32 protein-coding genes and 1 other RNA gene are annotated in these 24939 nt (G+C 34.9%); 24 read left to right on the forward strand and 9 right to left on the reverse strand.

The window, feature by feature from the left end; all coding sequences use genetic code 11:
• Positions 1 to 19 precede the first annotated feature (19 nt).
• Both D7D81_RS05820 and D7D81_RS05825 read right to left on the reverse strand, forming a co-directional pair.
• A complete protein-coding gene (locus D7D81_RS05820) occupies positions 20 to 283 on the reverse strand; it encodes a hypothetical protein (protein WP_125988181.1) in 264 nt (87 codons plus the stop codon).
• Positions 284 to 385: 102 nt separating this feature from the next.
• Positions 386 to 808: a hypothetical protein gene (locus D7D81_RS05825; RefSeq protein ID WP_164522127.1), complete on the reverse strand. Its 423-nt coding sequence runs from the start codon at positions 806 to 808 to the stop codon at positions 386 to 388.
• 287 nt (positions 809 to 1095) lie between these two features.
• Here D7D81_RS05825 and D7D81_RS05830 point away from each other — a divergent pair, with 287 nt between their 5' ends.
• From D7D81_RS05830 to ssrA, 10 genes are all read left to right on the forward strand, one after another.
• Entirely contained in the window at positions 1096 to 2010 is a 915-nt protein-coding gene (locus D7D81_RS05830) for a 5'-nucleotidase C-terminal domain-containing protein (protein WP_164522128.1), read from the forward strand.
• A 37-nt stretch (positions 2011 to 2047) separates the two neighbouring features.
• Positions 2048 to 3826, forward strand: a complete 1779-nt coding sequence (locus D7D81_RS05835) for a HAMP domain-containing sensor histidine kinase (RefSeq protein ID WP_502700008.1) — start codon at positions 2048 to 2050, stop codon at positions 3824 to 3826.
• Positions 3827 to 3937: 111 nt separating this feature from the next.
• Positions 3938 to 4630: a response regulator transcription factor gene (locus D7D81_RS05840; protein ID WP_125988189.1), complete on the forward strand. Its 693-nt coding sequence runs from the start codon at positions 3938 to 3940 to the stop codon at positions 4628 to 4630.
• Between the two features lie 224 nt (positions 4631 to 4854).
• Positions 4855 to 5946 carry a KamA family radical SAM protein gene (locus D7D81_RS05845; RefSeq protein WP_125988191.1) on the forward strand — a complete coding sequence of 364 codons (1092 nt, stop codon included), beginning with the start codon at positions 4855 to 4857 and terminating at the stop codon, positions 5944 to 5946.
• A gap of 90 nt (positions 5947 to 6036) precedes the next feature.
• Positions 6037 to 6255 (forward strand): preprotein translocase subunit SecG, encoded by a 219-nt coding sequence (secG, locus tag D7D81_RS05850; RefSeq protein WP_125988193.1) that lies wholly within the window; start codon positions 6037 to 6039, stop codon positions 6253 to 6255.
• A 117-nt stretch (positions 6256 to 6372) separates the two neighbouring features.
• Positions 6373 to 6756, forward strand: a complete 384-nt coding sequence (locus tag D7D81_RS05855; protein ID WP_125988195.1) for a PaaI family thioesterase — start codon at positions 6373 to 6375, stop codon at positions 6754 to 6756.
• A 33-nt stretch (positions 6757 to 6789) separates the two neighbouring features.
• On the forward strand, positions 6790 to 7341 hold the full coding sequence (locus D7D81_RS05860) for an HDIG domain-containing metalloprotein (RefSeq protein ID WP_125988197.1): 552 nt from the start codon (positions 6790 to 6792) through the stop codon (positions 7339 to 7341).
• A gap of 64 nt (positions 7342 to 7405) precedes the next feature.
• Positions 7406 to 9529 carry a ribonuclease R gene (rnr, locus tag D7D81_RS05865; RefSeq protein ID WP_125988199.1) on the forward strand — a complete coding sequence of 708 codons (2124 nt, stop codon included), beginning with the start codon at positions 7406 to 7408 and terminating at the stop codon, positions 9527 to 9529.
• Between the two features lie 30 nt (positions 9530 to 9559).
• The gene (smpB, locus tag D7D81_RS05870; RefSeq protein WP_125988201.1) at positions 9560 to 10030 is read left to right on the forward strand and encodes an SsrA-binding protein SmpB; all 471 of its coding nucleotides are present in this window, start codon (positions 9560 to 9562) and stop codon (positions 10028 to 10030) included.
• Positions 10031 to 10118: 88 nt separating this feature from the next.
• Positions 10119 to 10474, forward strand: a transfer-messenger RNA (tmRNA) gene (gene ssrA / locus D7D81_RS05875).
• A 71-nt stretch (positions 10475 to 10545) separates the two neighbouring features.
• Here ssrA and D7D81_RS05880 read toward each other — a convergent pair.
• Both D7D81_RS05880 and D7D81_RS05885 read right to left on the reverse strand, forming a co-directional pair.
• Positions 10546 to 10839 (reverse strand): spore coat protein, encoded by a 294-nt coding sequence (locus tag D7D81_RS05880; RefSeq protein WP_125988203.1) that lies wholly within the window; start codon positions 10837 to 10839, stop codon positions 10546 to 10548.
• Between the two features lie 2 nt (positions 10840 to 10841).
• Positions 10842 to 11060, reverse strand: a complete 219-nt coding sequence (locus D7D81_RS05885) for a hypothetical protein (protein ID WP_125988205.1) — start codon at positions 11058 to 11060, stop codon at positions 10842 to 10844.
• Between the two features lie 265 nt (positions 11061 to 11325).
• On the opposite strand from D7D81_RS05885, the gene D7D81_RS05890 reads away from it, so the two are divergent.
• Positions 11326 to 12261, forward strand: a complete 936-nt coding sequence (locus D7D81_RS05890) for a L,D-transpeptidase family protein (RefSeq protein WP_125988207.1) — start codon at positions 11326 to 11328, stop codon at positions 12259 to 12261.
• Between the two features lie 71 nt (positions 12262 to 12332).
• On the forward strand, positions 12333 to 12563 hold the full coding sequence (locus tag D7D81_RS05895; protein ID WP_125988209.1) for a ferredoxin: 231 nt from the start codon (positions 12333 to 12335) through the stop codon (positions 12561 to 12563).
• 63 nt (positions 12564 to 12626) lie between these two features.
• On the opposite strand, the gene uppS is transcribed toward D7D81_RS05895, so the two are convergent.
• Positions 12627 to 13271 (reverse strand): polyprenyl diphosphate synthase, encoded by a 645-nt coding sequence (gene uppS, locus D7D81_RS05900; protein WP_125988211.1) that lies wholly within the window; start codon positions 13269 to 13271, stop codon positions 12627 to 12629.
• 162 nt (positions 13272 to 13433) lie between these two features.
• On the opposite strand from uppS, the gene D7D81_RS05905 reads away from it, so the two are divergent.
• The 6 genes from D7D81_RS05905 (at position 13434) to D7D81_RS05930 (ending at position 17306) form a co-directional block, all read left to right on the forward strand.
• Entirely contained in the window at positions 13434 to 14720 is a 1287-nt protein-coding gene (locus D7D81_RS05905; protein WP_125988214.1) for an ATP-binding protein, read from the forward strand.
• A gap of 70 nt (positions 14721 to 14790) precedes the next feature.
• Positions 14791 to 14946, forward strand: coding sequence for a heavy-metal-associated domain-containing protein (locus tag D7D81_RS05910; protein WP_125988216.1), 156 nt, complete (start codon positions 14791 to 14793; stop codon positions 14944 to 14946).
• A 1-nt stretch (position 14947) separates the two neighbouring features.
• Positions 14948 to 15166: an alpha/beta-type small acid-soluble spore protein gene (locus D7D81_RS05915; protein WP_125988218.1), complete on the forward strand. Its 219-nt coding sequence runs from the start codon at positions 14948 to 14950 to the stop codon at positions 15164 to 15166.
• Between the two features lie 105 nt (positions 15167 to 15271).
• Positions 15272 to 15574, forward strand: a complete 303-nt coding sequence (locus D7D81_RS05920) for a hypothetical protein (protein WP_125988220.1) — start codon at positions 15272 to 15274, stop codon at positions 15572 to 15574.
• Positions 15575 to 15857: 283 nt separating this feature from the next.
• Entirely contained in the window at positions 15858 to 16115 is a 258-nt protein-coding gene (locus tag D7D81_RS05925; RefSeq protein WP_125988222.1) for a hypothetical protein, read from the forward strand.
• A gap of 120 nt (positions 16116 to 16235) precedes the next feature.
• Positions 16236 to 17306: an IS30 family transposase gene (locus D7D81_RS05930; protein WP_125988224.1), complete on the forward strand. Its 1071-nt coding sequence runs from the start codon at positions 16236 to 16238 to the stop codon at positions 17304 to 17306.
• A 430-nt stretch (positions 17307 to 17736) separates the two neighbouring features.
• Here D7D81_RS05930 and D7D81_RS05935 read toward each other — a convergent pair whose 3' ends face one another.
• Genes D7D81_RS05935 through D7D81_RS05945 form a run of 3 tightly spaced genes read right to left on the reverse strand, consistent with a single transcriptional unit; the run spans position 17737 to position 18798 of the window.
• The gene (locus tag D7D81_RS05935) at positions 17737 to 18309 is read right to left on the reverse strand and encodes a manganese catalase family protein (protein ID WP_125988226.1); all 573 of its coding nucleotides are present in this window, start codon (positions 18307 to 18309) and stop codon (positions 17737 to 17739) included.
• 25 nt (positions 18310 to 18334) lie between these two features.
• On the reverse strand, positions 18335 to 18598 hold the full coding sequence (locus tag D7D81_RS05940; protein WP_125988228.1) for a spore coat protein CotJB: 264 nt from the start codon (positions 18596 to 18598) through the stop codon (positions 18335 to 18337).
• Between the two features lie 20 nt (positions 18599 to 18618).
• Entirely contained in the window at positions 18619 to 18798 is a 180-nt protein-coding gene (locus D7D81_RS05945) for a spore coat associated protein CotJA (RefSeq protein WP_125988230.1), read from the reverse strand.
• Between the two features lie 200 nt (positions 18799 to 18998).
• On the opposite strand from D7D81_RS05945, the gene D7D81_RS05950 reads away from it, so the two are divergent.
• From D7D81_RS05950 to D7D81_RS05975, 6 genes are all read left to right on the forward strand, one after another.
• Complete coding sequence (locus tag D7D81_RS05950) at positions 18999 to 19796, forward strand: amino acid ABC transporter substrate-binding protein (protein WP_125988232.1); 798 nt, start codon at positions 18999 to 19001, stop codon at positions 19794 to 19796.
• A 15-nt stretch (positions 19797 to 19811) separates the two neighbouring features.
• On the forward strand, positions 19812 to 20453 hold the full coding sequence (locus tag D7D81_RS05955; RefSeq protein ID WP_125988234.1) for an amino acid ABC transporter permease: 642 nt from the start codon (positions 19812 to 19814) through the stop codon (positions 20451 to 20453).
• A gap of 15 nt (positions 20454 to 20468) precedes the next feature.
• The gene (locus D7D81_RS05960; RefSeq protein WP_164522363.1) at positions 20469 to 21179 is read left to right on the forward strand and encodes an amino acid ABC transporter ATP-binding protein; all 711 of its coding nucleotides are present in this window, start codon (positions 20469 to 20471) and stop codon (positions 21177 to 21179) included.
• A gap of 181 nt (positions 21180 to 21360) precedes the next feature.
• Positions 21361 to 22095: a ZIP family metal transporter gene (locus D7D81_RS05965; protein WP_164522129.1), complete on the forward strand. Its 735-nt coding sequence runs from the start codon at positions 21361 to 21363 to the stop codon at positions 22093 to 22095.
• An 83-nt stretch (positions 22096 to 22178) separates the two neighbouring features.
• The gene (locus D7D81_RS05970) at positions 22179 to 22502 is read left to right on the forward strand and encodes a DUF5320 domain-containing protein (RefSeq protein WP_125988239.1); all 324 of its coding nucleotides are present in this window, start codon (positions 22179 to 22181) and stop codon (positions 22500 to 22502) included.
• A 290-nt stretch (positions 22503 to 22792) separates the two neighbouring features.
• Positions 22793 to 23248 (forward strand): YaaR family protein, encoded by a 456-nt coding sequence (locus D7D81_RS05975; protein ID WP_125988241.1) that lies wholly within the window; start codon positions 22793 to 22795, stop codon positions 23246 to 23248.
• On the opposite strand, the gene D7D81_RS05980 is transcribed toward D7D81_RS05975, so the two are convergent.
• Entirely contained in the window at positions 23245 to 24936 is a 1692-nt protein-coding gene (locus D7D81_RS05980; protein WP_125988243.1) for a ribonuclease J, read from the reverse strand. The two genes, D7D81_RS05975 and D7D81_RS05980, sit on opposite strands and share 4 nt — an antisense overlap.
• Between the last annotated feature and the right edge of the window lie 3 nt (positions 24937 to 24939).

The following is a 24939-nucleotide window of genomic DNA, read 5'->3' on the forward strand; positions in this document are numbered from 1 at the left end:
CTTGTTGATGAGACAAGTCTTAGTTGTCAATTGTTTGAGGAGTGTCTATCTCTTTATTTATACTGGGTTTTGTTTCAAGTTCTGATTGTATATCCTGTTCTTCAATAGAGAGAGACGACTTGTTATTTTCTTCAGAGATTTCAGCTGAACTTTGATTTTCCAGGGAGGTTGAAGAATTATCATTAATTTGCTCTGTTTGATTGGCACTACAACCGGCTATGATCATAGTTGTTATTAATAGTACAAATAAGATTAGTTTTTGTTTGTTGTTTTTTGCTAACAAAATATTACCTCCTTTTTAATTTGAAAATGACTTTGCTACCTTAGATATATAGTCAGTAAATGGGGGTAAAATATAATAGGTTTTATTAAGGGTTAAAATACTTTAATTTGATTCTGTTAAATATTCTTCTAAGTACCCGGTTACATCTTGAATATTTGGTAATTCATCTAGATTTAAATCTAGATTGCCACTGACAATTGTATTATCTATTACTAATGAATCTAAACCTAGATTGCTGGTAAACTGTTCTAAATCATCCTGGATTTTATCTATTAATTGAATAATATATTTTTGCTTTAATTCTTCAACGTCTTCTATTTCACTGTCGTTTTCCGCAGTTAATTCTACAAGTTCTTCCTGGTATTCTATGTAGAGCTCCTCAAGCTCAGGGTGTAAGCTTAGAATTGATTCTAATGTAACCATTCCTACTTTATATTCATTTTCTTGTAAATTAGTACTTTCTTCATTATTTATCTCTGCTGCTTGAATACAATTTGCCCCCACCGCCATTAATACTAGTGCCATTAAAACAATTAATATTTTTTTTCCTTTAATCATTATCTTTCATCCTTTCAAATTTTTAATTAATTTTGCAACTATTTTACTAAAAACATAAACCTGCCCTAAATTATTTCTTATTTTAAATGTCTCACCTCCTTACATATACTAAGATATCATCCATTTTTGATGAAATTGTGATTAGGACGTGAAAAAATTATTAATAAATTAGCTGTAATAATAGAATTGACTTTCAAAATTATATTAGATAATATAATAGTTAAGATTAATTTCTATATTGGGAGGTTTTGTTCTTGAAACAGTCAATTGTTATTGTAGTATTTTTTACTTTGCTTTTTTCATTAACTGTTTTAGCAACAGAGAAAAGTTCAGAAAAAGGCGGAGATATTGATTCAATAAACATTGAAGATGATCAGGAAATTATTAATTTAAAAAAGGAGATTGAAGAAAAGAATAAGGAAGATTACTCTAAGGTAGTAAGTAGTACTATTTATTTTTTGAATGGGGAAAAGACTGATGTCAGGACCTCTGAAACTAATTTAGGGAACTTAATTGCTGATGCGATACTAGCTAATATAGAGGCTGATTTAGCATTTATTAATAGCAAGGGAATTAATGCCTCAATAGATAGGGGTTTAATAACCAAAGGTGATGTCCTTAATGTTTTGCCTTCCAAAGATAGAGTTGTGGTAAAAAAAATAAAAGGTGCGGATTTATTAAAAATAATTGAATATAGTTTATCAAAATATCCAGATGCTGAAGGTATTTTTCCCCAGGTAAGTGGGATAAAGATAATTTTCACTCAAGATAATACTAGTTTAAATAGGGTTTTAAAGGTTTGGATAAATGACTTGCCACTAGAAGAAGAAAAGTATTATTTAGTTGCTACCAATGATTTCCTGGCAGCTGGTGGTGATGGTTTTGAAACATTTAAAAAGGCTAAGACTATTCAAGAAGGAGAGAGGCTGGATCAGATTTTTATTAAATATATTAGAGAAAAAGAGATTATCAAAAGTAAGGTAACTGGACGAATTATTCCGGTCAGTACATATAAGAATTATTTTGTTTATGAAGTTAAAAAAGGAGATTCTTTATGGAAGATTGCTAGCAAGTTTAAGGTTAGTATTGATGAAATAGCTGAAGTAAATAGTATAAAAAACAAAAGATTAATTTACAGTGGGCAGAACTTATTAATCCCTAATAATTAATAGAGGGGCAGCTGTCAGTTCTAAGAGGTGGATGCAGGTGGATTTATTGCAAAGGAAAGACACTTTTTTTGTTAAGCTTTTAATTAGGTTTTTTACTATTACAATGATAGTTATCCTTATTTTCGGTTTTTCAGTTATTTATTATTTTAAGGGCTTTTATTTTTCTCAAAAGGAAGATGAAATAATAAAAAATAGTTCTGCTGTGATGGAGTATTTAGCCCAATCTTTTGTTAAAAATGATAGACAGGAGATTGTTAACTGGCTTAATATTCTTGCTAAATTAAATTCTGGTCAGGTATGGTTAATTAATAATCAGGGATATTTAATCTTTAGCTATCCCTATTTATTTTCTGAAGAAAAAAGATTTTCCAGGTATGAGACGATTTTTACTGGTAAAATAATATCCCGTCTGGTTGATGCTTCAGATTTTGAAGACCCGATGTTATTAGTTGGTCTCCCAGTAAATTATAATGAAGAGGTTGAAGCAGCTTTATTGATTTTCACACCAATTAAAGCGATTAATTCTACAATATATCAGGTTGAAAAATTAATGGTCTTAATATCTATTTTATCCATATTTTTAATATTAATTATTTCCTATGTTTGGTCTAAATCCCTAGCTACCCCCTTACAAAATATTGGTAATATAGCCTTTGAGATAAGTAAAGGTGAATTTGGCAAGACTATGACTCTGGCTAAAGAGGGGGTTAGTAGTGAAATCGATACTCTACTTGATAGTATTAATAGTATGTCTACTAAATTAAAGAGAACTATTGATAATTTAATTGAAGAAAGAAATAAATTGAAACATGTTTTAACTGGCATGGAAGAGGGTATAATTGCAGTTAATAAATTTGGTGAAATAATCTTAATTAATGAATCTGCTTGTAAATTGTTAGACTTAAATAGAAATTTGATGGGAAAAGAGTTTGCTAAGGTCATTAGGAATAAAAAAGTACTTACTGTTTTTGAAACTGCTTTAAAAAAATTTGAAGAGAATTGGCAGGAGGTATTAATAAAAAGGGGTAATAGTAAACAGTGTATACTTATTCATTGTACTCCGATCTATACTGATAACAGAGAATTTTGGGGTGGTGTAGCTCTATTTCAGGATATTAGTGAACGTTATCGTTTTGAGAAATTACAAAGGGAGTTTGTAGCTAATATATCACACGAACTAAAGGCTCCCCTTACTTCAATTCAAGGTGCGGTTGAGTTATTATTAGATGGGGTTGCTAATAATAAGATAAAGCAGAATAACTATTTAAAAATGATTTTGCTTGAAAGTAATCGACTGACAGATTTAATTAACGAAACACTTATACTGGCTGAAATAGATGCTGGTGGTTTGAAATTACATAAAGAAATAATAAATGTCAAAAACCTCTTTGAAAATATGCGAATGTTTTTTAATAATATTAAAAAAGAGGGACAGGAAATGAAATTAATAATACCTGATGAAAAGATAGGAATCTATGCTAACCAGGAAAAAATTAAACAGGTATTAATTAATTTAATTAGCAATAGTGTTAAATTTTCACCAGGGAATGGAATGATTGAACTGGGAACAAAATTGTGTGATGATAAAATAAAAATATGGGTCAAAGACCAGGGGATTGGTATTCCAGATTCAGAATTAAATAATATTTGGGAAAGATTTTATAAAATAGATAAGGCCAGAACCCCCGGTACTAATAGTAGTGGTTTAGGATTAGCAATCGTTAAACAGATTATTGAAGAACATCAGGGGCGGGTATTTGTGCAGAGTGAATTAAAGAGGGGTTCAACAATAGGATTTTTCCTTCCTATAAAATAGAAAAGAATATGAAAATATAGTTTAAAGAACATATAGGGTTATAATTTCAATATTTTATCAAAATTTTATCACAAAAGTTTGATAAAATTAAAAACGGGAGGGATTTGTTTTATGGAAAAAAACAAGGTTTTAATAATAGATGATGATCAACACATATGTCAGATACTTAAAGATTACTTTGAATTCGAAAATTTTCAAGTTGTCTTAGCTTATGATGGTAATGAAGGCTTGCAAAAAATAAAATCTAAAGATCCAGATATAATTATACTTGATTTAATGCTGCCGGAGCTGAGTGGATTGGAGATCTGTAAAAGATTAAGGCCACATAATCGTGTCCCTATAATTATCTTGAGTGCTAAAAATAAAGATATAGATAGAATAACTGGTCTGGAACTAGGGGCTGATGATTATGTTACTAAACCATTTAGTCCTAAAGAAATAGTAGTTAGAACTAAAACTGTCTTAAGGAGAATTGGGAATAAAGAAAAACAGGCAAATGTATTAACTTTCACAGATTTATATATTAATAAAAACTATAGGTTAGTGGAGGTTGCTGATAAAGAAATATCATTGACTCCCAAAGAATTTGATTTATTATGGACAATGGTTTCTTCACCTAAAACAGTTTTTAGTAGAGAAAAATTATTAAAAATGGTTTGGGGTTATGATTATTTTGGGGATATACGAACTGTTGATACCCACATAAAATCTTTAAGAAATAAATTAGGGAAAGAGCTTGCTGCTTATTTGAAAACAGTCTGGGGAGTTGGTTACAAGTTTGATGATAAAATTAGAGAGGATTAACAAAAGTATATATTTAGATAGTAAGAATACATTTGTTTATATAAATAAGCTAGCTTAATATATTCATACTATATGAACTTATAAACTCCATTTCCTATTGGGAATTTGCTTTACTAGTACAAACTGTGATATAATAAATAATGGAAATTAAATACATTAATCGGAAAGGATGTGTTTTTACATATCTTTTTTTATCTGTATAATTATTAAAGGGAGATGGAGATATGCAAGTTAAGTATTTTACTAATCTTGATCAGCTAGAAGATATTTCTGCTAAAGAGAAGGAGAAACTCAAGAAGGTAAGTGAGAGATACCCTTTTAGAGCTAATGATTATTATCTGTCATTAATAGATTGGAATGACCCTTTAGACCCGATCAAAAGAATTATTATTCCCAGTACTGGAGAATTGAATGACTGGGGTGAACTTGATCCTTCTGAGGAGAGCAAATATACAGTAATGCCCGGTCTGGAACACAAATATGATTCAACTGTTCTGCTTTTAATCAGTAATGTCTGTGGAGGTATCTGCCGTTATTGTTTTAGAAAGAGGATATTTAAACAGCCAAACCAGGAATACTTAAGGGATATTGAGGCTGCTGTAGATTATATCCGCGGCCATAAGGAGGTTACCAATGTACTCTTAACAGGTGGGGATTCGTTTATGCTGCCTACCAAAAGACTGAAGCTAATTGTCGGAAAATTAAGGGAAATTGGACATGTTAAGATTATTCGTTTTGGGACTAAAATGCCGGTCTTTAATCCTTACAGGATTCTGGAGGATAGTTCATTAATAGAGCTAATTAAAAACTATAGTACACCCCAGAAGCGTATCTATATTATAACAGATATAAATCATCCCAAAGAATTAAGCAAAGAGGCTATAAAGGGTTTGAAAATGCTGTTTAAGGCTGGTGCTATTCTTACTAATCAGACACCATTAATCAGGAACTTAAATGATGACCCTGAGGTAATGGCTGAGTTGTTCAGGAGATTGTCATTTATCGGGGTACCCCCATATTATGTTTTTCAGTGTAGGCCGTCAGTAGGCAATAAGGAGTATGCAGTACCTATAGAAAAGGGCTATGAGATATATGAACAGGCTAAATCTATGGTCTCAGGTCTGGCTAAGAGCTCTCATTTTGTCCTTTCCCATGCCAGTGGGAAGATAGAGGTCGTGGGAATGAATAGTAAGAAGATATTTTTAAAATATCACCGGGCTTTCAGGAATAAAAATAGTAGTAGATTTTTTTCCTGTAAACGCAATTCTGAGGCATACTGGTTAGAAGATTATGATGAATTGGCCTGTATTTCATAAATTATCTGCCAGATAAGATTGTCTTTTTAAATTGATTGTGTTAAAATAAATAAGAACAGCTATTAGATCAATAGTGGAGGTGAAGCAGTAGTGTTAGTACTTAAGGTAATACATTTAATTATAGCCTTAGGGGTTATTGCAGGTATATTACTGCAGTCTGGTAAGAGTGCTGGATTATCTGGTGTAATTGATGGTGGAGCAACTACTATCTTTGGTAAGAAAAAGGGTTTAGATGAAAAATTGAGTTTATTTACTACAGTTGCAGCTATTATATTTATGATAACATCATTAGCCCTGGCTATCATATAGTGCTCTACTATTGTATATTGTTTAGGTAAGCTAAACTAAACCCTCTAAGTCTCTGCTTAGGGGGTTATTTGTTACCTGGGTTAAGCTCAAATATTATGGGTTAAAGGAGAGAAAGAGATGTATAATATGTGTTTTGCCTGTGGAAAGGAGAACCCTATTTCGCTGGGACTAGAATTTAGTAAAACTGACCAGAATAAAGTAGAAGCCGATTTTATACCATTACCTGAACATCAGGGATATGAGGGGATTATCCATGGTGGTATTGTATCAACCCTTCTTGATGAGGCTATGGTTACTGCTGTCAATAGCCTGGGTGTAGAAGCAGTTACTGGTGAACTAAGGGTTAGATTTAGACAGGCTATGAAGGTAGGTAAAGAGGTACATATAACTGGAGCTGTTAAAAAAAGACGGGCTAAATTAGTTTTAACTGAAGGTGAAATAAAAGATAAGAGTGGTCAGATGGTAGCCCTGGCAGAGGCCAAGTTTATGCTTGTTGAGTAAGACGCTTGAAATAATTAAGGGGGTAGAGAGTAGATGAAACGGGAAGAGGGCTATAAACTACTTAACGAGAATATTAAACAAAGGAATTTGATTAAACATTGTCTGGCTGTGGAAGCAGTGATGGAGACACTGGCAGAATATTTTGGAGAAGATAAAGAAAAATGGGGGCTGGCTGGTTTATTACATGATATTGATTATGAAGAGACTGCTGATGAACCGGAAAAACATAGTCTAATAGGCGCTGAGTGCTTAAAGGATATGGGAGTGCCCGAGGATATAGTATATGCTGTCAAGGTACATAATGGGGTACATGGTCTAGCTAGGAAGAGTATGATGGATAAGGCCCTTTATGCTAGCGATCCCTTAACAGGTTTGATAGTTGCTAGTGCTTTAATACACCCTGATAAAAAACTGGCAGCTATTGATACTGATTTTGTTGTTAAGCGTTATGGAGAGAGATCATTTGCCCGGGGTGCAGATAGAGAGGTAATAGTTTCCTGTTCTGAAATGGGACTGGACTTAGCTGAATTTATTAGTCTGGCTCTTAAGGCAATGCAGGGGATTTCTGGGGAGTTAGGGCTATAGATGGATAGCTAATTTAAAAATGGATATAATATTGTAAAAAGAAAAAGATTGGAGATTAATTTTTATGAGTGCTAGAGAAAGACTGCTAGATTTTATGAAAAATAAGGCCTATAGGCCGATGACTAGAGCTGAGTTGTTTTCACATTTTAATATTTCTAAAGATGAACAGAGGGTTATGAAAAGGGTTCTCAGGAGTCTGGAGAAAGAGGGCTTAATTTATCAGAATAATAAAGGATGCTTTGGTTTACCTGAGAAGATGGATCTTATTGCAGGGCGTTTGCAGGGTAATCAGAAGGGTTTTGCTTTTTTAATTCCTGATGACCCGGCTAAAGAAGATGTATTTATTGGCAGTTCTAATATGAATGGGGCCATGCATAATGATAAAGTATTTGTCCGGGTCCTGCCTCATGTGAAGGGTAAAAGACAGGAGGGTGAAGTTGTTCATATTATTGAACACGCCAATACCAGAATTGTAGGTAATTTTGAGCGCAGTAAATACTTTGGTTTTGTGGTACCTGATAATAAAAGGATATTTTATGATCTTTTTATTCCCAGGGAAGAGATAAATGGAGCAAAACAGGCACAAAAAGTTGTTGCTGAAGTAACAAGATGGCCTGATAAAAAAAGGAACCCTGAGGGTAAAATAGTTGAAATTCTTGGTTTTAAAGAAGAAGCTGGGGTTGATATTGAGGCAATAATCCGTCAATTAGACCTGCCACAGGGATTTCCTGAAGGAGTCATTCAGGAGTTGGCTGATATTTCTGAAGTGATAGATACAGCAGAGCTAGAAAACAGACATGATTTAAGGGGTTTGTCGATGTTTACTATTGATGGCGCAGATGCTAAAGACCTTGATGATGCAGTTTCACTGGAGGATTTAGGTAGAGGTAGGTTTCGTCTAGGGGTTCATATTGCCGATGTATCACACTATGTCAGAGAGGGTAGTGACCTTGATAAAGAGGCCTTAAATCGCGGTACCAGTATCTATTTGGTAGATAGGGTTATCCCCATGCTGCCACCAAAACTCTCTAATGGTATCTGTAGTTTAAATCCAGGGGAAGATAGATTGACTATGTCTGTTTTTATTACCTATCAATTAGAACCCCTTAAGATAATAAATTCAGAGATTTTACCCTCTATTATCAAGACTAATTATAGGTTGACCTACAGAGAGGTTAACGATATACTCTTAAATGATGATCAAGAATTAATAGTTAAATATGATAATATTATCGGACAATTAAGGATGATGAATGAATTACGCAGTAAAATAAAAAGGGAACGTTTTAGCAGTGGAAGTGTTAATTTTGATTTCCCTGAGGCCAGAGTGATTCTTGATGAACAGGGAAAACCTACTGCCATTGAAAAAAGGAGTCATGGTACTGCGGAACAGTTAATTGAGGAATTTATGATAGCGGCTAACAGGGTTGTGGCTGAAGAAATGTCCTGGAGGGAGATTCCTTTTATTTATCGCGTACATGATAGGCCGGATAATGACCGCCTACTTGAATTCAATGAATTTATTCATAACTTTGGATATCACCTTAAGGGGGTCGATAATGAGATACACCCCCGGGCATTACAGGACCTTCTGGAAAGTGTAAGGGATAAGCCGGAGGAGAGGGTAATAAATACCATGTTGCTGCGCTCCATGAAACAGGCTGTTTATAGTCCGTATAATATTGGTCATTTTGGGCTATCAATAGAGTATTATTCCCATTTTACATCACCTATTAGGCGTTACCCTGATCTAATGATACATCGTATTATTAAAGAGTTTATTTCTAAGGGGCAGTTATCTAAAAAGAGGATTAAATCCCTGGAAGAAAGATTAAATACTGTAGCTGAGCACAGCTCACTACAGGAGAGAAGGGCTATGGAGGCTGAGAGGGATTCTGTGGAACTGAAAAAGATAGAGTTTATGAAAGATAAAATAGGCCGGGAATATGAGGGTATTATTAATGGGGTTACTAATTTTGGGCTTTTTGTTGAACTGGATAATACAGTTGAGGGGCTGGTACATGTAGAGAACCTGAAAGATGATTATTACCATTATAATGATAAACAGCACTGTCTGATTGGTGAGTCAACACGAAAGGTGTATCGTTTTGGTGATAGGGTAACTGTCAAGGTCGACAAGGTTAACCCTGATGAAAGGGAACTGGATTTTGTCTTGGCTGAAGACTAAAATAATTTCGTCTAAAAGGGGGGGATACAAATGCATAAAGATGAGATGAAGGTTGTAGCCAGAAATAGGAAGGCCAGACATGATTTTTTTATTGAAGAGACATATGAGGCTGGTATCATATTAAAAGGGACAGAGATAAAGTCAATTCGGGAGGGAAAAATAAACCTGAAAGATAGTTTTGCCCTGGTTCAGGAGGGGGAGGTTTTCCTCCATAATGTGCATATTAGTCCTTATTCACATGGTAATAGGCAGAATCACGAACCGGAAAGAATCAGGAAACTACTATTAAGGAAAAATGAAATCAGGAAATTAATAGGAATGACCACCCAGAAGGGTTATACCCTTGTTCCTTTGAGTATCTACCTGAAGAATAATCTGGCTAAAATTGAGTTAGCCCTGGCCAAGGGTAAAAATGTCCGCGATAAAAGGCGTGATATTGCTAAAAAGACTGCCGAGCGGGAGATGGAAAAGGCTTTTAAAGAACGTCAGCGTGACTGGTAAAGGCCCCTGCTTATACTGTTTGACATGTCTGTTTATCTGCGTTATAATATATCTACACTTGATTTTAGTTACTCTCTGCTTTAAACATGGGGGTGTTCCGGTTTCGCCTGTATGGGGAATGCTCCAGAAGCGGGTCGAGGACTCCTTTCACTCGTAAAACACTGGTACTTTAAATTTATCTGCAAACGATAATAACTACGCTTTAGCAGCTGCGTAAGCAGTGCTAACGCTTAATCAGCTTTTGTCTGTGAAGCTGTTTAAGTGTCATAATCAACAGACTACCTTTCATCTTAAGCCTGTACGATGATCAGGGAAATTAACAGGCCAGCAGTATAAGACCCTGTCTGTTGGGGATTATACTGTTAAAAAAAGAACAGACTACACCCGTAGAAGCTGGTGTGTGAGCCATACAGTACGTGGGTTCGAATCCCACCACCTCCACCATTCAAATTCACAATTGAAATTTAAGTATAAAAAGGCCCTAGAGAGGGCCTTTTACTGTTATAAATATAAGGTTATTTGCTGACAACTAATTTTGATTTATCCAGTGCATCCAGGAGTTGTTGTTCTGGCATATTATAGGGGTCTTCCCAACCTTGATCTGCAATTAGTTTAGCTAACTGAGCATGACCGATAAGTATTTGTTCTAAACTATCTTCACACATTGTCCTGAACTCAGGTGTAGGGGCAGTAAGAGTTGCATTAAGATAAGCATTGGCACTGGCAGTGGCAGCAGCAAGCATGTTACTGGCAATTACCTCATCTGAAAGGTCTGTTCTTTCTTTTACCTGATTTCCTAGAATGGACATTTTTATTCAGCTCCCTTTGTATTAGTAATATTGTTTTCGTTAATAAATTGTTGAATTCCCTTAATCCTGCCTTCAGCAGCCATAACAGCTGATTCTGCCTGTTTTTTTAAATTATCATCTGTAATCAGGGTCTGTGTAGTCCTGGCTACAGCCAGCCCGTCTTTTTCCATTTTTAATAGGTTAGCCAGGGTTAGTACCTCACCATCTGATAATCCCCTCATAATAAGACACCTCCATTTATGTTTTGAACTTATTTTATCTACTTTTTTATAAAAATATACATTCCATTTTTAAAGATAGAATAAATTTAATTTGAATAAATAGTATTAGCTAAAGAGGGGTATAATATAGTTAAATAATTTATATTTAAGTGTATGTAGGGGAGTATATATCCTTGAACGAAGTTAAAGTATTAGATTGAGTGAAGGGATATATACTAATACTTTCTGGCAGCCTCTTAAATAGGGTATTGGAAGGAATTGTTAAATGTCTAGCAAATTAATTATAATGACACTGTTTATTTTTTTATTATTGCTAGTTTTTTTCTTTGATCTTTGTATAGCGAAATCATTTTGTAATTGTACAGATGATAGGACAATATACTTAACTTATCCATATCTTACGGGTCATGATATCGAAGTTTTACAGGAAAGACTAAAAATAATAGGTTTTTATGATGGTATTATTAATGGTAGATATGATTTAGCAACCTATCTGGCTGTAATAAAGTTACAAAGCAAGGGTGACTTAAAAGTTAATGGTGTTGTTGATCATAAGACATGGGATCTGTTAGGGTATTATGATGATTCAATTAAAACGACTTATAAAAAGGATAAACCTGATGGAGAGTTGTTTATCAGGGTTTATTTAAACAAAAGACAACTGATCCTATATGAAGATGGTAAGGTTTATAAAGTGTATCCTGTTACTGTGGGGAAGGCAGCCGAAAAATCACCAGTAGGGGAATGGTTTATTAAGAACAAATATGAAAGAGCTGGTACTGGTGGAGTACTTGGCACAAGATGGATGGGACTTAGTGTATCCTGGGGTGTTTATGGAATTCATGGCACAAATAAACCTTGGCAGATAGGGACTGCTTCCAGTAAGGGGTGTATTAGATTACATAATCGACATATAGAGGAGCTTTTTCAATGGGTAAGAGTGGGAACAAGGGTTGAAATAATTGGCCCTAAACCGCCAAAAATTTTAAAGAATTTATTAAAAGTAGGAGAAATAGGAGAGGAAATAGTTTTATTACAGGAAAAATTAAGGCAGAAGGGATTTTACAATAACTATCTTGATGGTGTTTACGGTAGTTTAACAGAATTGGCAGTAAAAGAACTGGAGACTCAGTATGGATTTAAAGTGGATGGTATAGGAGATATTAATGTTCTAATCATCCTTGGTATTAATAGTAAATAATAGGCTTGTATAATTATCTAGATAAGTGTAAGACTATTGATTAGCTAATAATTTAAAAAAGGGGGATTTTTATGGCAGATATTCATGATGCATTTCCAGAAAATATTGAGGGACCATATTATGTTGATGAACAGTGTATTGCCTGTGGAATTTGTCCAACTGAGGCTCCAGATCATTTTAAAATGTCTGATGATGAATCACATGCCTATGTCTATAAGCAGCCGGAAAATGAAGAAGAGGAGAGTGCCTGTGATGATGCGCTTAGCTCATGTCCGGTTTCTGCAATAGGTGATGATGGTTAATAGCCACAAAATAAAATACTATATCCCCCATGTTAAAAAATGGGGGTTTTCTATAATAATGATTTAACCGCCTAATGTAATATCCTGACAGTCGTACCAGGCAAGTGCCTGATAAAGATGTTCTGGTTTGAAGTCTGGCCAGTAGTCATCTATTACGTAAAAATCAGCATAAACAGATTGAACAGGAAGGAAACCGCTTAACCTCCTCCTTCCACCCCAGCGGATTATCAGGTCTACCCTTGAAACATCATTTGATTTTAAATAATTATTTATATTTTTTTGGCTAATTTTTTTGCGTTTATAAAGGTTAACTAAATCCCACTGCCAGCCGTAATTAACCAGGAAATTAAGTTTTATACCACCCTGACCGAACTGCTGTCTTTTGGTATATTTTAATAGTTCCTGGGGAAATTTTGCTGATGAGGTATTACCAATAACCCTTAATAAGGCATCTTCTTTAGCCAGCAGTTGAACTGCTTTAACACATGCATTACTAAAGGCCTCAGTTTGTTTTCTGGGACGTTTTGTATTATCCATAGTAAATCCATAATAGCTTAATTCTTTGACACCTATTTCTTTGCAGAGATGAAATAGTTCAAGGCCTGGATTAAGCCCCTGATTATAGCCTTTTTCTTTAGACAGGCCCTTTTTTTGAGCCCAGCGTCTGTTACCATCAGGGATGATGCCTATATGTTCTGGAATTCTCACTGTTAATCACCTTCTTTTGATATATTCATATTGTTTCCGTAAAATGGGAAAATATACAATTGAATATATTGAGAGTTGTTTGATTTGGTATGTGTTATTGAAATCCTGGTAAACTCTGTGGTAGAATTTAATTAGAAAATAATATAATCTGGAGATGAGTATATGGCAGAGTTTATTAAAGAGGATTTTCTTAATCTGGAAAAATTACTGGTCTATCGTGGAATATTACAGGATAGTCTTTTTGAAGAGTTGAGGGACTTAATAATCAAGCAGTATAATAATAGTGAATCAGAACGGACTTATTATCAAATATGTTATAGATTAATTAAACTGGCAGAAGAAGAGGGATATAATGGTGACTTATGGCAGAACTATCTTAGTAAATTAATAGTTCTGGACAAGAATCCCTTTAGTTTACAGGCTGAATTAGCTGGCCAGGTGGGTAATAGCCTTTATAAGGCTGTCCAGCATGATATTGAACTAATTAAGGGATTATATCGATACACTATTTTTGATATCGGGGCAGTATCTGGTATCGGTGAAACTGATTTTATGAATAATTATTTATCTTCTACAGAAAATAAAGCAGTTATAGATCTGACTAAGAAGGTTGAGAAATTAAGAGATATTTTTATCAAAGAAAGTTCACAGCAAATTATTGTAAGATTAATTGATTATTACTCTTCTATTGGCACAGGTGAGCTAGGTTTTTATAAGGCCTTTCGCTGGGATGAAAGTAGGGAAACCCTTGCTGGTATATTGACACCTGATTCCATTAAATTTGATGAGCTTGTAGGTTATGAAAGACAAAAGAAGAGATTGATAAAAAATACTGAGGCTTTTTTGAGCGGCAGGAAGGCTAATAATGTACTATTATTTGGCGATAGTGGTACAGGAAAATCATCTTCGATTAAAGCCCTGCTGAACGAGTATGCCTATCGTGGACTGCGTCTAATAGAAATTACCCGGGAACAGGGGAAATATCTCCCCCAGATACTGGAGTTATTAAAAAATCGGGGATTATATTTTATTATTTTTATGGACGATTTATCTTTTGAAGATTTTGAAACAGACTATAAATACTTAAAGGCGGTAATGGAAGGTGGGATTGAAGTAAAACCAGCTAATGTGCTTTTCTATGCCACATCAAACAGGAGGCATATTGTCAAGGAGAAATGGGCTGACAGGCAGGAGGACGGTGAAATACATATTTCAGATGCTGTACAGGAAAAACTATCACTGGCAGAACGCTTTGGGATGACTATAAGCTATCAAGCACCAGATAAAAAACAATTCCTGGATATAGTTAAGAACCTGGCTGTAAAACAGAATATTTCTATGGAAGATGATGAGATGAAGGAAAAGGCTTTACAGTGGGAAAAGAGATATAACGGGTTTTCTGGTAGGACAGCACAGCAATTTATAAATTATCTTGATAGTATGAATTGATGATTAATGTTATTAATAGAGATTTATTTTATGGTTAAAATAAAGGTATCAAAATAAATAGGGGCTTATCATGGCAGAAAAAACTATGATTATTCATATTGAAGGTATGAGCTGTGACCATTGTGTATCCAGAGTGCAAAAAGCATTGGAGGGAAATCCATTATATGCTAGCATATTAAAATCTGAGGAACCAAATACTAGTAGTACAATAAGAAAAAGGGGGTGAGATTGTGGCAGGTGTAGGACAAAAAAATAATACCCTGGTAAATCCATTGGCTTCACAGGCAATGGAAAAATTCAAGTATGAGGTAGCAAATGAGCTTGGTATTCAGATACCTCAGAGTGGGTACTATGGTGAAATGACAACCCGTGATACTGGTGCTCTTGGTGGTCATATGGTTAGAAAAATGATTGAAGCCTATGAAAATAGTCTGGCAGGTCAATAATCACTTATTTGTTTAAATAGCAATTATATCTATAATGTCATATATTCTAAAAGCCGGGGATTTCCCCGGCTTTTAAATTAATTGAATATAACAAAGGGGGAACCTATGTTTTTTAAAAACGATAATAGCTATATACCTGGTGATGATGAATTAGAAGAGGAAAGCGGACATACAATTGATGTTAGGAAAGAGCGAAATCTTAGATCAGGTCGGGTAGATTTTTCTTCTGTAGAGGATGAATATACTACCACTAATTTTAAAGCTGATTTAGCCCAGCAGGCAGGACGTTTTAGTGATCAGGTTTTAATGGATTCTCCGGCAGCTGAAGCAGGCACTACTGGTAAGGGAAACTTAAAGGATATTATTAAGGCCTCAGATAAAAAACTATCCAAAAAGTTAAATAATTAAATTTATTTTACAGATTCAAAAGACCGCAGTTACTGCGGTCTTTGAGCCTCTTACTATACTAGTTATGTTTAGAAATTGCCACCTAATAACAGTAAAATTAAGATTAAAAAGATAATAAATGCACAGTTATTATCACAGAGATCACTGTAGTTACCCATTTATTCCCCCCCTTTTTTTGATTTAATACAGTATATGTATAGCAAGAAAAAGTGTGAATTATTGTAACAAACTAACTAATATTACGTACTATATTAAAAAAGGTTATTATAAGGGGGTGTATTTTTTGACAGAGGATAATGCACAGGATATTAGTAGAGAAGGTGGAGGTTTAGATAATTTAGCAGGAATAGAGGGAGATAGTTTCGAATTTCTCTTGTTTTTAGTTCTGATTTTACTGATCATGGGAAATTCGAATACATTTAACAGCTATTTTGAGGTTTTAGACGGCCATGTTAAAGAAGTAAATAATATTTTAAACCTTTTTTCATCAACAGCCAATGGTTTAAAGGGTGCTTTCACAGCTTCCCAACAATTTAATTAAGATAATAATATATAAGAAACATTGTATAATTAAATGCACGGGGTAATAAAAAAATAGACACATATCTGTATCTTCGATATAATGTTAAGCACCACACAAAACATTAGGAGGATACAGAATATGCGTCAAACTCATTATAACATACAAAGAAAAAAAGGAAAACACTTAACTCTAGAAGATAGAAAAATCATAGCTCATTTATATAATAAGCAAGGAAAAAATTATACTGAGATAGCCCGAGAGATGAACTGCCATAGAACCACTATTAGTAGAGATATTAAAAAAGGAATTACAATCCTAAAGGACTACATGTGGAGAGATAAGGGAGAATATATTCCTGAGATAGCTCAGGGTGTATATGATACTAATGCATCAGCAAAAGGGCCTAAACTTAAAATAGGAAAAAACTTTGATTTAGCAAGTTTTATAGAAGAAAAAATTAAAGAGAAATATTCACCAGAAGTAATAGCATTAATGATTGATGAAAGTGATAAATTTGATATATCAATTCATTGGAAAACAATTTATAATTATATAGATCAAGGGATATTACAGATTGAAAGAAATAACTTAATCTATGGTGAATATAGAAAGAAAAAAAGGAAGCCGAAAGAGAGTCAAAGAACAAAAAATCATAAACAAAACAGGACAATAAGAGACCGACCAAATGAAGCAGATAAGCGGCAAGAGGTTGGACATTGGGAGATGGATTTAGTTGAAGGGAGAAAGGGCAAGAATGAACCATATTTACTTGTATTGAGTGAAAGAACAAGTCGTAAAGAGATAATAGAATTAATTCCAAATAAAACCCAGGAATCAGTGATAAAAGGCCTAGATAGAATTGAGCGACGCCATGGAGTAGTTAAATTTAGAAAGATATTTAAAACAATTACAACAGACAATGGGTCTGAATTTAAAGATTATGAGGGTATTGAAGAGTCTTTCACCGGGAGTAGTATTCCTAGGACAAAACAGTATTATTGTGATGCATACTGCAGCTGGCAAAGAGGAACAAATGAGAACATAAATAAGATGATCCGTAGGTTTCTACCCAAAGGAATTAGCTTCAAAGGATTAACCAGAAATAAAGTTAAAAGAATACAAGAATTTATAAATACCTACCCGAGAAAAATCTTTGAGTTCAAAACGTCTAGAGAAATATTTAAGGAAAAGACATTTAATGTTGCTTAACATATATTAACAAATATTGAAGATGAAAATATTTTAAGAAACCGTGCATTTTAACTTGCAATTAATAATAATAATATATAAGTAACCACAGCTAGACAGCTGTGGTTATATTTATAATAGAAAAACCGCAGTTCCGACTGCGGTTTTATAGCCCTAATAGCTAAGATGTATTTTTTGACCAGTTTTTTGCTGGAGATTTAACCTCTATTATACATTACAGCTGCTGGTTCCTCCAAGTAGCAATAGGATAAGAATTAAAAAGACAATAAATGCACAATTATCACCACATACGTTAGCATAGTCACCCATAAGTTTATTTCCCCTCCTTTAAGTAGGATTTATATACTATATGTCTAACAGTTCTTATTTGTGAAAATAGAATTGGCTTAAAAATATTATAAACAGGATTTATGACCCTGTTTATAATTTATTAACAATTACCCTCATTTTCTTCATAATCATAGAGCAGGTCAAGTACTTCCCCAAAGCGTTGGAAATGTACAACCTCTCTTTGTCGTAAGAATGATAAAGTATCAATTATTGCTGGATCATCTGTTAAATCAAGAAGATATTCATAGACTGCCCGTGCCTTTTGTTCGGCAGCCAGGTCTTCTGTAATTGATGCAATAGGGTCTTCATGGGAAGCGAAATATGCAGATGTAAAGGGATTACCAAAGGCATCTGCTGGGAAGTTTGCTCTGCCCCATTGGGCATAATGGGGTGCAAATCTGGTTTCTTCCAAGACATCAGCTGGAACCCCTTCAACCAGTTTATAGACAATAGTTCCTACAATTTCAAAATGAGCTAATTCTTCAGTACCGATACTGTTCAGGGTTGCCTTTCCTTCCGGAATAGGCATGGTATACATCTGTGATAAATATCTTAGTGAAGCTGCTAATTCACCATCAGGGCCACCAAATTGAGTTACTATCAGGCTGGCCAGATCCGGGTCTTTCCTTCTTACATTGGCTGGGTATTCTAAAAATTTCTTGTATTCCCACATAATCAAATTCCTCCTTTCTGGGTTATTAATATTCTATTTGCCAGGGCCATGGTTCATCAATCCACTGCCATGGATAATCTGTCGGATAAAAAGCGTAAAGTTGTCTGTAATTTTCCTGGTATTCCTCTACAAGGTCTTTGTATTTGCGTGCAAATTCATTATGCAGTTGTAATACTTTTCTATCTTCTGGATGGGTATTAAGATATAGAACGGTTTCTATGATAGCAAAATTAAGCTCCTGTATTTCCCGTAGAAAATCAAGGTTAATATTACGCTGTTGTCTATCCATTTTCTCACCTCCATTTAAATTTAGTAGTATCCTCTATAACCTGGTCTATAAGGCATCCATAATTCAGGGAATAATGTCCCTCTCATTAAGGCTTGTTCAGGACGGTAGTGTTCAGAATAATGTTGGAAAGGGACATAGGCATGGGCAAGCCTCATTCTTCTCATATCAAGACCTGGGATATATTGTTTGTCAGCATCCATGATAATTCCTCCTTTACAGCTTATTACTATAGTATATTAATTGCTAATTTTTGTGTGAAAATTAAATTCAGAATGATGTTGATTAAGTCTGAATACCTATTAGATTGATTACTAGTAAATAAATCCTCTTTATTAACAGGCTTTACAATGGTAAAGTAATAAAGTATAATACTAATATAAGTTATTAGGAGGGGATTTTATTGAATAAAAAGGTAATTGCTATTCTTATTGTTCTGGTAATTATAGTGGCTGGTTTTTTTATTGTACAGAATAAAGGGGATAAATCATTAGCTACTGTTAAGGAAAAGGGTAAATTTGTTGTTGGTCTGGATGACAACTTTCCACCAATGGGTTTTCGTGATGAAGGGGGTAATATTGTTGGTTTTGATATTGACCTGGCCAAAGAGCTTGCTGAAAGAATGGGGGTTCAGGTTGAGTTCAAACCGGTTGAATGGGATGGTGTATTATTTAGTTTAAAAAATGGTACAATAGATGTAATCTGGAACGCCTTAACTATCACTGAAGAGAGGGCTGAGCAGATTGCGTTTTCCAAACCATATCTAGATAATAGACAGATAATTGTAGTACAGGAGGATTCGACTATTAATAATAAGGATGACCTGGTAGGTAAAATCATAGGTATCCAGCTGGGAAGTAGTAGTGAAAATGCCCTTAATAATGAACAGGAGGTAGTAAATAAACTTGAGGAAATTAGGAGGTTTTCAAATAATACTGAGGCTTTAATGGATCTTCAAACCGGAAGGATAGATGCTGTAGTTGTTGATGAAATACTCGGCAGGTATTATATTAGTAAAAAACCTGATGTTTACAGGGTTTTAGAAGACGATTTTGGTCATGAATTATATGGAGTAGGTATTAGACAGGAAGATATCAAGTTTAAAGAGGAAATTGATGTTATTCTGGATGAAATGAAAGAAGATGGTACTGCAGCAGAGATTTCTAATAAATGGTTTGGGGAAGATATCTTGAAGAAATAGGGGGATTAATTCCAGGTGGATTATTATTTAAATGTATTAGAATTTATACTTAAAGGCAGTATTGTAACACTAAAGCTCTATATAATTACAGCTATTTTTTCTCCAATAGTTGGTATCCTGGCCGCCATGGGAAAGATAAGTGAATATAAATATATTAAAAAAGTACTTGCTTTATATACCTGGGTTTTTCGGGGTACGCCTTTGTTATTACAATTGTTTTTTGCATATTATGGACTACCAGCCCTGGGGATATCCTTACAGCCATTTACTGCTGCTGCCCTTACATTTATTTTGAATTATGGTGCTTACTTGACCGAAATTTTCAGGGCTGGTATTGAATCTATTGGTAAGGGACAGTATGAAGCTGCCAGGGTCTTAGGTTTAAATTATTATCAGACTATGTTTCGTATAATAATACCACAGACTATTAAGAGGATACTGCCTCCAACTAGTAATGAAGCTATTAATTTAATAAAAGATAGTGCCCTTGTTGCTGCTATTGGATTGGGTGACACTCTGCGCTCTGCTAAACAGATTGTAACCAGGGATTTTACTATTTCACCTTTTGTTATTGCAGCTATTTTGTATTTAATTTTTAGTTCTGGTGTTGTTAATGTGTTTACTAGACTTGAAAAAAAATATTCCAGATATGAGTAGTGATAGATCATGAAGATGATAGAGCTTAACAATATAAAAAAGAATTTTGGGGAGTTAAGGGTCTTAAAGGGAGTAGACCTAACTGTTCATCAAGGTGAAGTGGTTTCTATTATTGGTCCTTCTGGTTCAGGAAAAAGCACCTTGCTGCGTTGTTTAATAGGACTGGAAAAACTAGATGCTGGCGAAATTTTTGTTGAGGGTAATAGGGTTAACACTTTTCAGGATGGACCGCAAAAAATGGGGATGGTTTTTCAGGGTTTTAATCTCTTTCCCCATAAGACAGCACTTGGTAATGTAATAGAGGCCCCACTGGTAGTTAATAAATTGGAAAAAAGCAAAGCGATTGACCTGGGTGAACAAATGCTGGATAGGGTTGGACTGCTGGATAAGCGGGATGTCTATCCAGCTATGTTATCAGGTGGTCAACAACAAAGAGTGGCCATTGCTAGGGCCCTTGCTATGCAGCCGGATATAATGTTATTTGATGAGCCGACATCCTCTCTGGATCCGGAACTGGTCGGTGAGGTTCTGGCTGTCATTAAAAAGCTGGCAAGTGATAAAATAACAATGCTGGTGGTTACCCATGAGATGGGTTTTGCCAGGGGTGTTTCAGATAGGGTTATTTTTATGGATGAAGGGAAGATAATTGCTGATGCTGCTCCTGATAAGATATTTAATCTACCTGAACATGAACGGATTGAGGCTTTTTTGGAAAAAATATTATAATACCAGAGATATAGAGGACCGGTATTTTATAGCTGGTTCTCTATATTAATTATTTGGGTTACAATTTATTTGTTTATCTGAAATATACCAAGGAGAGTAATTATTTTAATTAGTAAAATATATATTTATATTAGGCGGTAAGATCAAAGTAATAAATGATGTAATCAAAAGGATGGTTCTTGTGGATTATTTGTGGTATGTGACATTAATAGGTTTATTTACAGGGGTATTTGGTACCTTTGGAGGTAGTATCCTTGTTTTTCTTGTAAAAGAGATGAAGGAAAATCTTTTAACCTTTGTACTGGGTATATCCGGGGGTATTATGACAGTGGTTGTTTTTTTAGATTTAATTCCCGAAGCATTAGAACTTGCCTCTGTTTTTAGCACCCTGGCAGGTATGTTACTGGGGGCAATTTTGATTGCTGGCCTTGATATTTTTTTTCCCCATCAACATTTTATGAATAAAAAATATAATATTAATTTAAAGGCTGGTATCCTTCTGGCAGTAGGTATTGCCATACATAATATACCAGAGGGTCTGGCCATTGGAGCAGGCTATAGTGCAGACAGCTCCCTTGGGTTAGGACTGGCGGTTATAATTGGTGTGCAGAATTTTCCTGAAGGAATGGCTATGGCTACCAGTTTAAGCCTGGCGGGTGTCAGGAATCTATATATTGTTCTGGCCACAATTGTATCGGGTATTCCTATGGGATTAGGGGCTTTTATTGGAGCATATTTTGGCAAGATCTCTGATTTTTTTCTATCTTTCTCTCTGGGTTTTGCAGCTGGTGCTATGTTATTTATCACCTTTGATGAATTAATACCATCGGCCCATGAAAAAAATGAAGGGTATATGGCTATAAGTGGGATACTGATTGGGGTATTTCTTGGGATATATTTGTCTATCAGGGTATAATTTTTGATAGTTATTGACATATGCCCAAAATAAGTGTATAATATAATTGTATTAAATAACTAAGCAGAAAGGAGATGATTTACATGCCTGCAGGAGATGGAACTGGACCTCAAGGATATGGACCTTTAACAGGAAGGGGAATGGGCAATTGTGTTGGCAGCTGGTGCCCGGTACCCAGGCGGGGATTTGGTGTTGGACGTGGACGTGGTTATGGAGCTGGCTATGGACCAGGGTATGGCCGAAGGTATCATTACCCAGCATATGATGAACAAAGTAAAGTACTCCGTCAGGAAGAGTACCAAATATTAAAGGCTATGGCTGAGGATTTAACAGCTGAACTGGAAGCGATTAATAAGCGCTTGAATATCCTGGAAGGAAAAAGCAGTGACAATACTGGTGATGAATAATCTATAAACACCCGGCAGGTAAGTAGCCGGGTGTTTTATTAGTTTCTTGTTAGTAAACCAGGAAACTGTGATTTAGAAATTGTGGATAACTTTGAAGACCGACCAATATATTTATCTGATACTACTTTGTTTATCAGACAAATTTAGTTCTTTGAGTTGATTGACAGGGGTTATTTTTTTACTATATACTAATATTATCTATATATTTCTTATTATGGGGTATTGTGAAGGTAATCTTATTATTTTAGCGAATATATAGTATAGTGAGTAATTTGAGAGGAGGGTTTGTGATGCGGATAGATAAAAATTTACTTTCTCCATTAAAAAATCGTGATGAGAATAAGCGTGTTAATAAAAAGAGCCCGGGTGGAGCTGAGAAAAGCGATTTTAAGGAAAAATTGACCGAGATAAATGAACAGGAGATTAAAGAGAGGCTTGACAAACTCCTTGGTATTATAGATGAGCAGGGGAAGAAACTAAAGAAATCACTTGATAAGAAAGACCTGGCAGAATATAAAAAACGGGTTAAAGTCTTTCTTAAGATAATACAAAAGGAGTTTGCTCAGGCTAAACAGTCTTATAGTTGGGACGGCAGGGGTAATATGAAGACCTATACAATAATTGAAAAGATAGATAAAAATCTGGAAACCCTCCATAATCTCTTTATTGAGGAACAGGCAGATGCCCTGGAGGTTTTGCGGCAGGTTGATGAAATCAGAGGGCTCTTGCTCGATCTCTATATTTAATTATTAGTGTTTTTTATGATTAGTAATTCTGTTATTATTAAGGGGCTTCTATTTGTTTTTTCGTAAAAGTATTTACCTAGGATACTATTAATTCTATTTTTTAGTAGTGAGGGATCACTGCTTTTATTTTTATCTGATCTTAGGGTCTGCAGGGCTTTAACTACTATTTCTTCGGCATCATTAAGGACAGCCTGCAATTCATTTTTATAGATAAATCCCCTGGAGATTAAAAGGGGTCTGCTGTATAAATTGAGTTTTTGATCAACAGCTAGGATAATATTTATAAAACCATTTTCAGATAATTTCCTTCGTTCAGTGAGAACAAGCTCATCTGTTTTACTAATTTGATAACCCTCAATATATAATTCACCAACAGCTACTTTTCCGGTGACTGCTGCCTTATCGGGGCTTATCTCTACCCTGTCACCGTTGAGGGCAATGATGATATTTCCTACTGGTATGCCCACCTGTCTTGCCAGTTGGGCATGGTGATATAAATGTCGAAATTCACCGTGAACTGGAATTAAGTACTTTGGTTTGGTCAGGTTAATCATTAATTTGATCTCTTCCTGACAGGCATGGCCGGAAGCGTGTAGGTCAATCATCCCATTGTAGATTACCTTGGCCCCCTTACTGTATAACATATTGATAGTTTCACCAATTGCCTTTTCATTACCGGGTATTGGGCTGGATGATAGGTATACAGTATCACCAGGTATAATAGAAATCTCCCTGTGTTCATTACGGGCTAATCTACTTAAGGCTGCTCTATATTCCCCCTGACTACCTGTCATAAGCAAAACTATTTCTTCAGGTTTCATTTTGTTGGCCTCATTAATACTTATAATCATACCCTCAGGGATATCTAAGTAAGCAAGTTTACTGGCTATTTCTATTGTATTGGCCATACTCCTACCACTAATAGCTATTTTTCTGTTGTTTTTTTTAGCTGCCTTTAATATCTGCTGGATCCGGTCGATATTACTGGAAAAGGTGGCTATTATTATTCTGGACTCTACCAGACTAAAGCTTTCTTCCAGACTACGGGCTACTACCCGTTCAGAGAGGGTATGGCCTTCATGTTCTGCATTTGTACTGTCTCCTAAAAGGGCCAGTACTCCCTGTCGGCCCCAGCTAGCCAGTTTATCATAATCTGTCTGGGGATTATTAATTGGTGTTTGATCAAATTTATAATCACCTGTATAAATGATTAATCCTGCTGGAGTATGAATCCCCATGGCTGCACTTGCTGGTATGCTATGATTAACATGACAAAACTCAATCTTAAAAGAACCCAGTTCCAGGTCTTTATTAATTATATTGGAACCGATAGTATTGAGATTGGCTTTGTCAATTAAACCATTATTTTCCAGGCGGTCTTTTATTAGACCTATTGTTAAATCTGTGCCATATAAAGGGGGATTTATTTTTTCTAATAAGTAGGGTATGGCGCCAATATGGTCTTCATGTCCGTGGGAAAAAATAATACCACGCAGTTTCTTTTGGTTTTTCTCCAGATATGATATATCAGGAATAATCAGGTCAACACCATATTTTTCATCATCTGGAAATAGGGTACCGGTATCCAATACTATCATGTCCTCTTCATTTTCAACTACAATCATATTTTTGCCGACTTCACCACGTCCACCGAGTGATATTACTGAGATTTTTTTGTTATCTGTCATTTT

It is taken from the genome of Halocella sp. SP3-1 (assembly GCF_003953885.1).
Lineage (GTDB): Bacteria > Bacillota > Halanaerobiia > Halanaerobiales > DTU029 > Iocasia > Iocasia fonsfrigidae.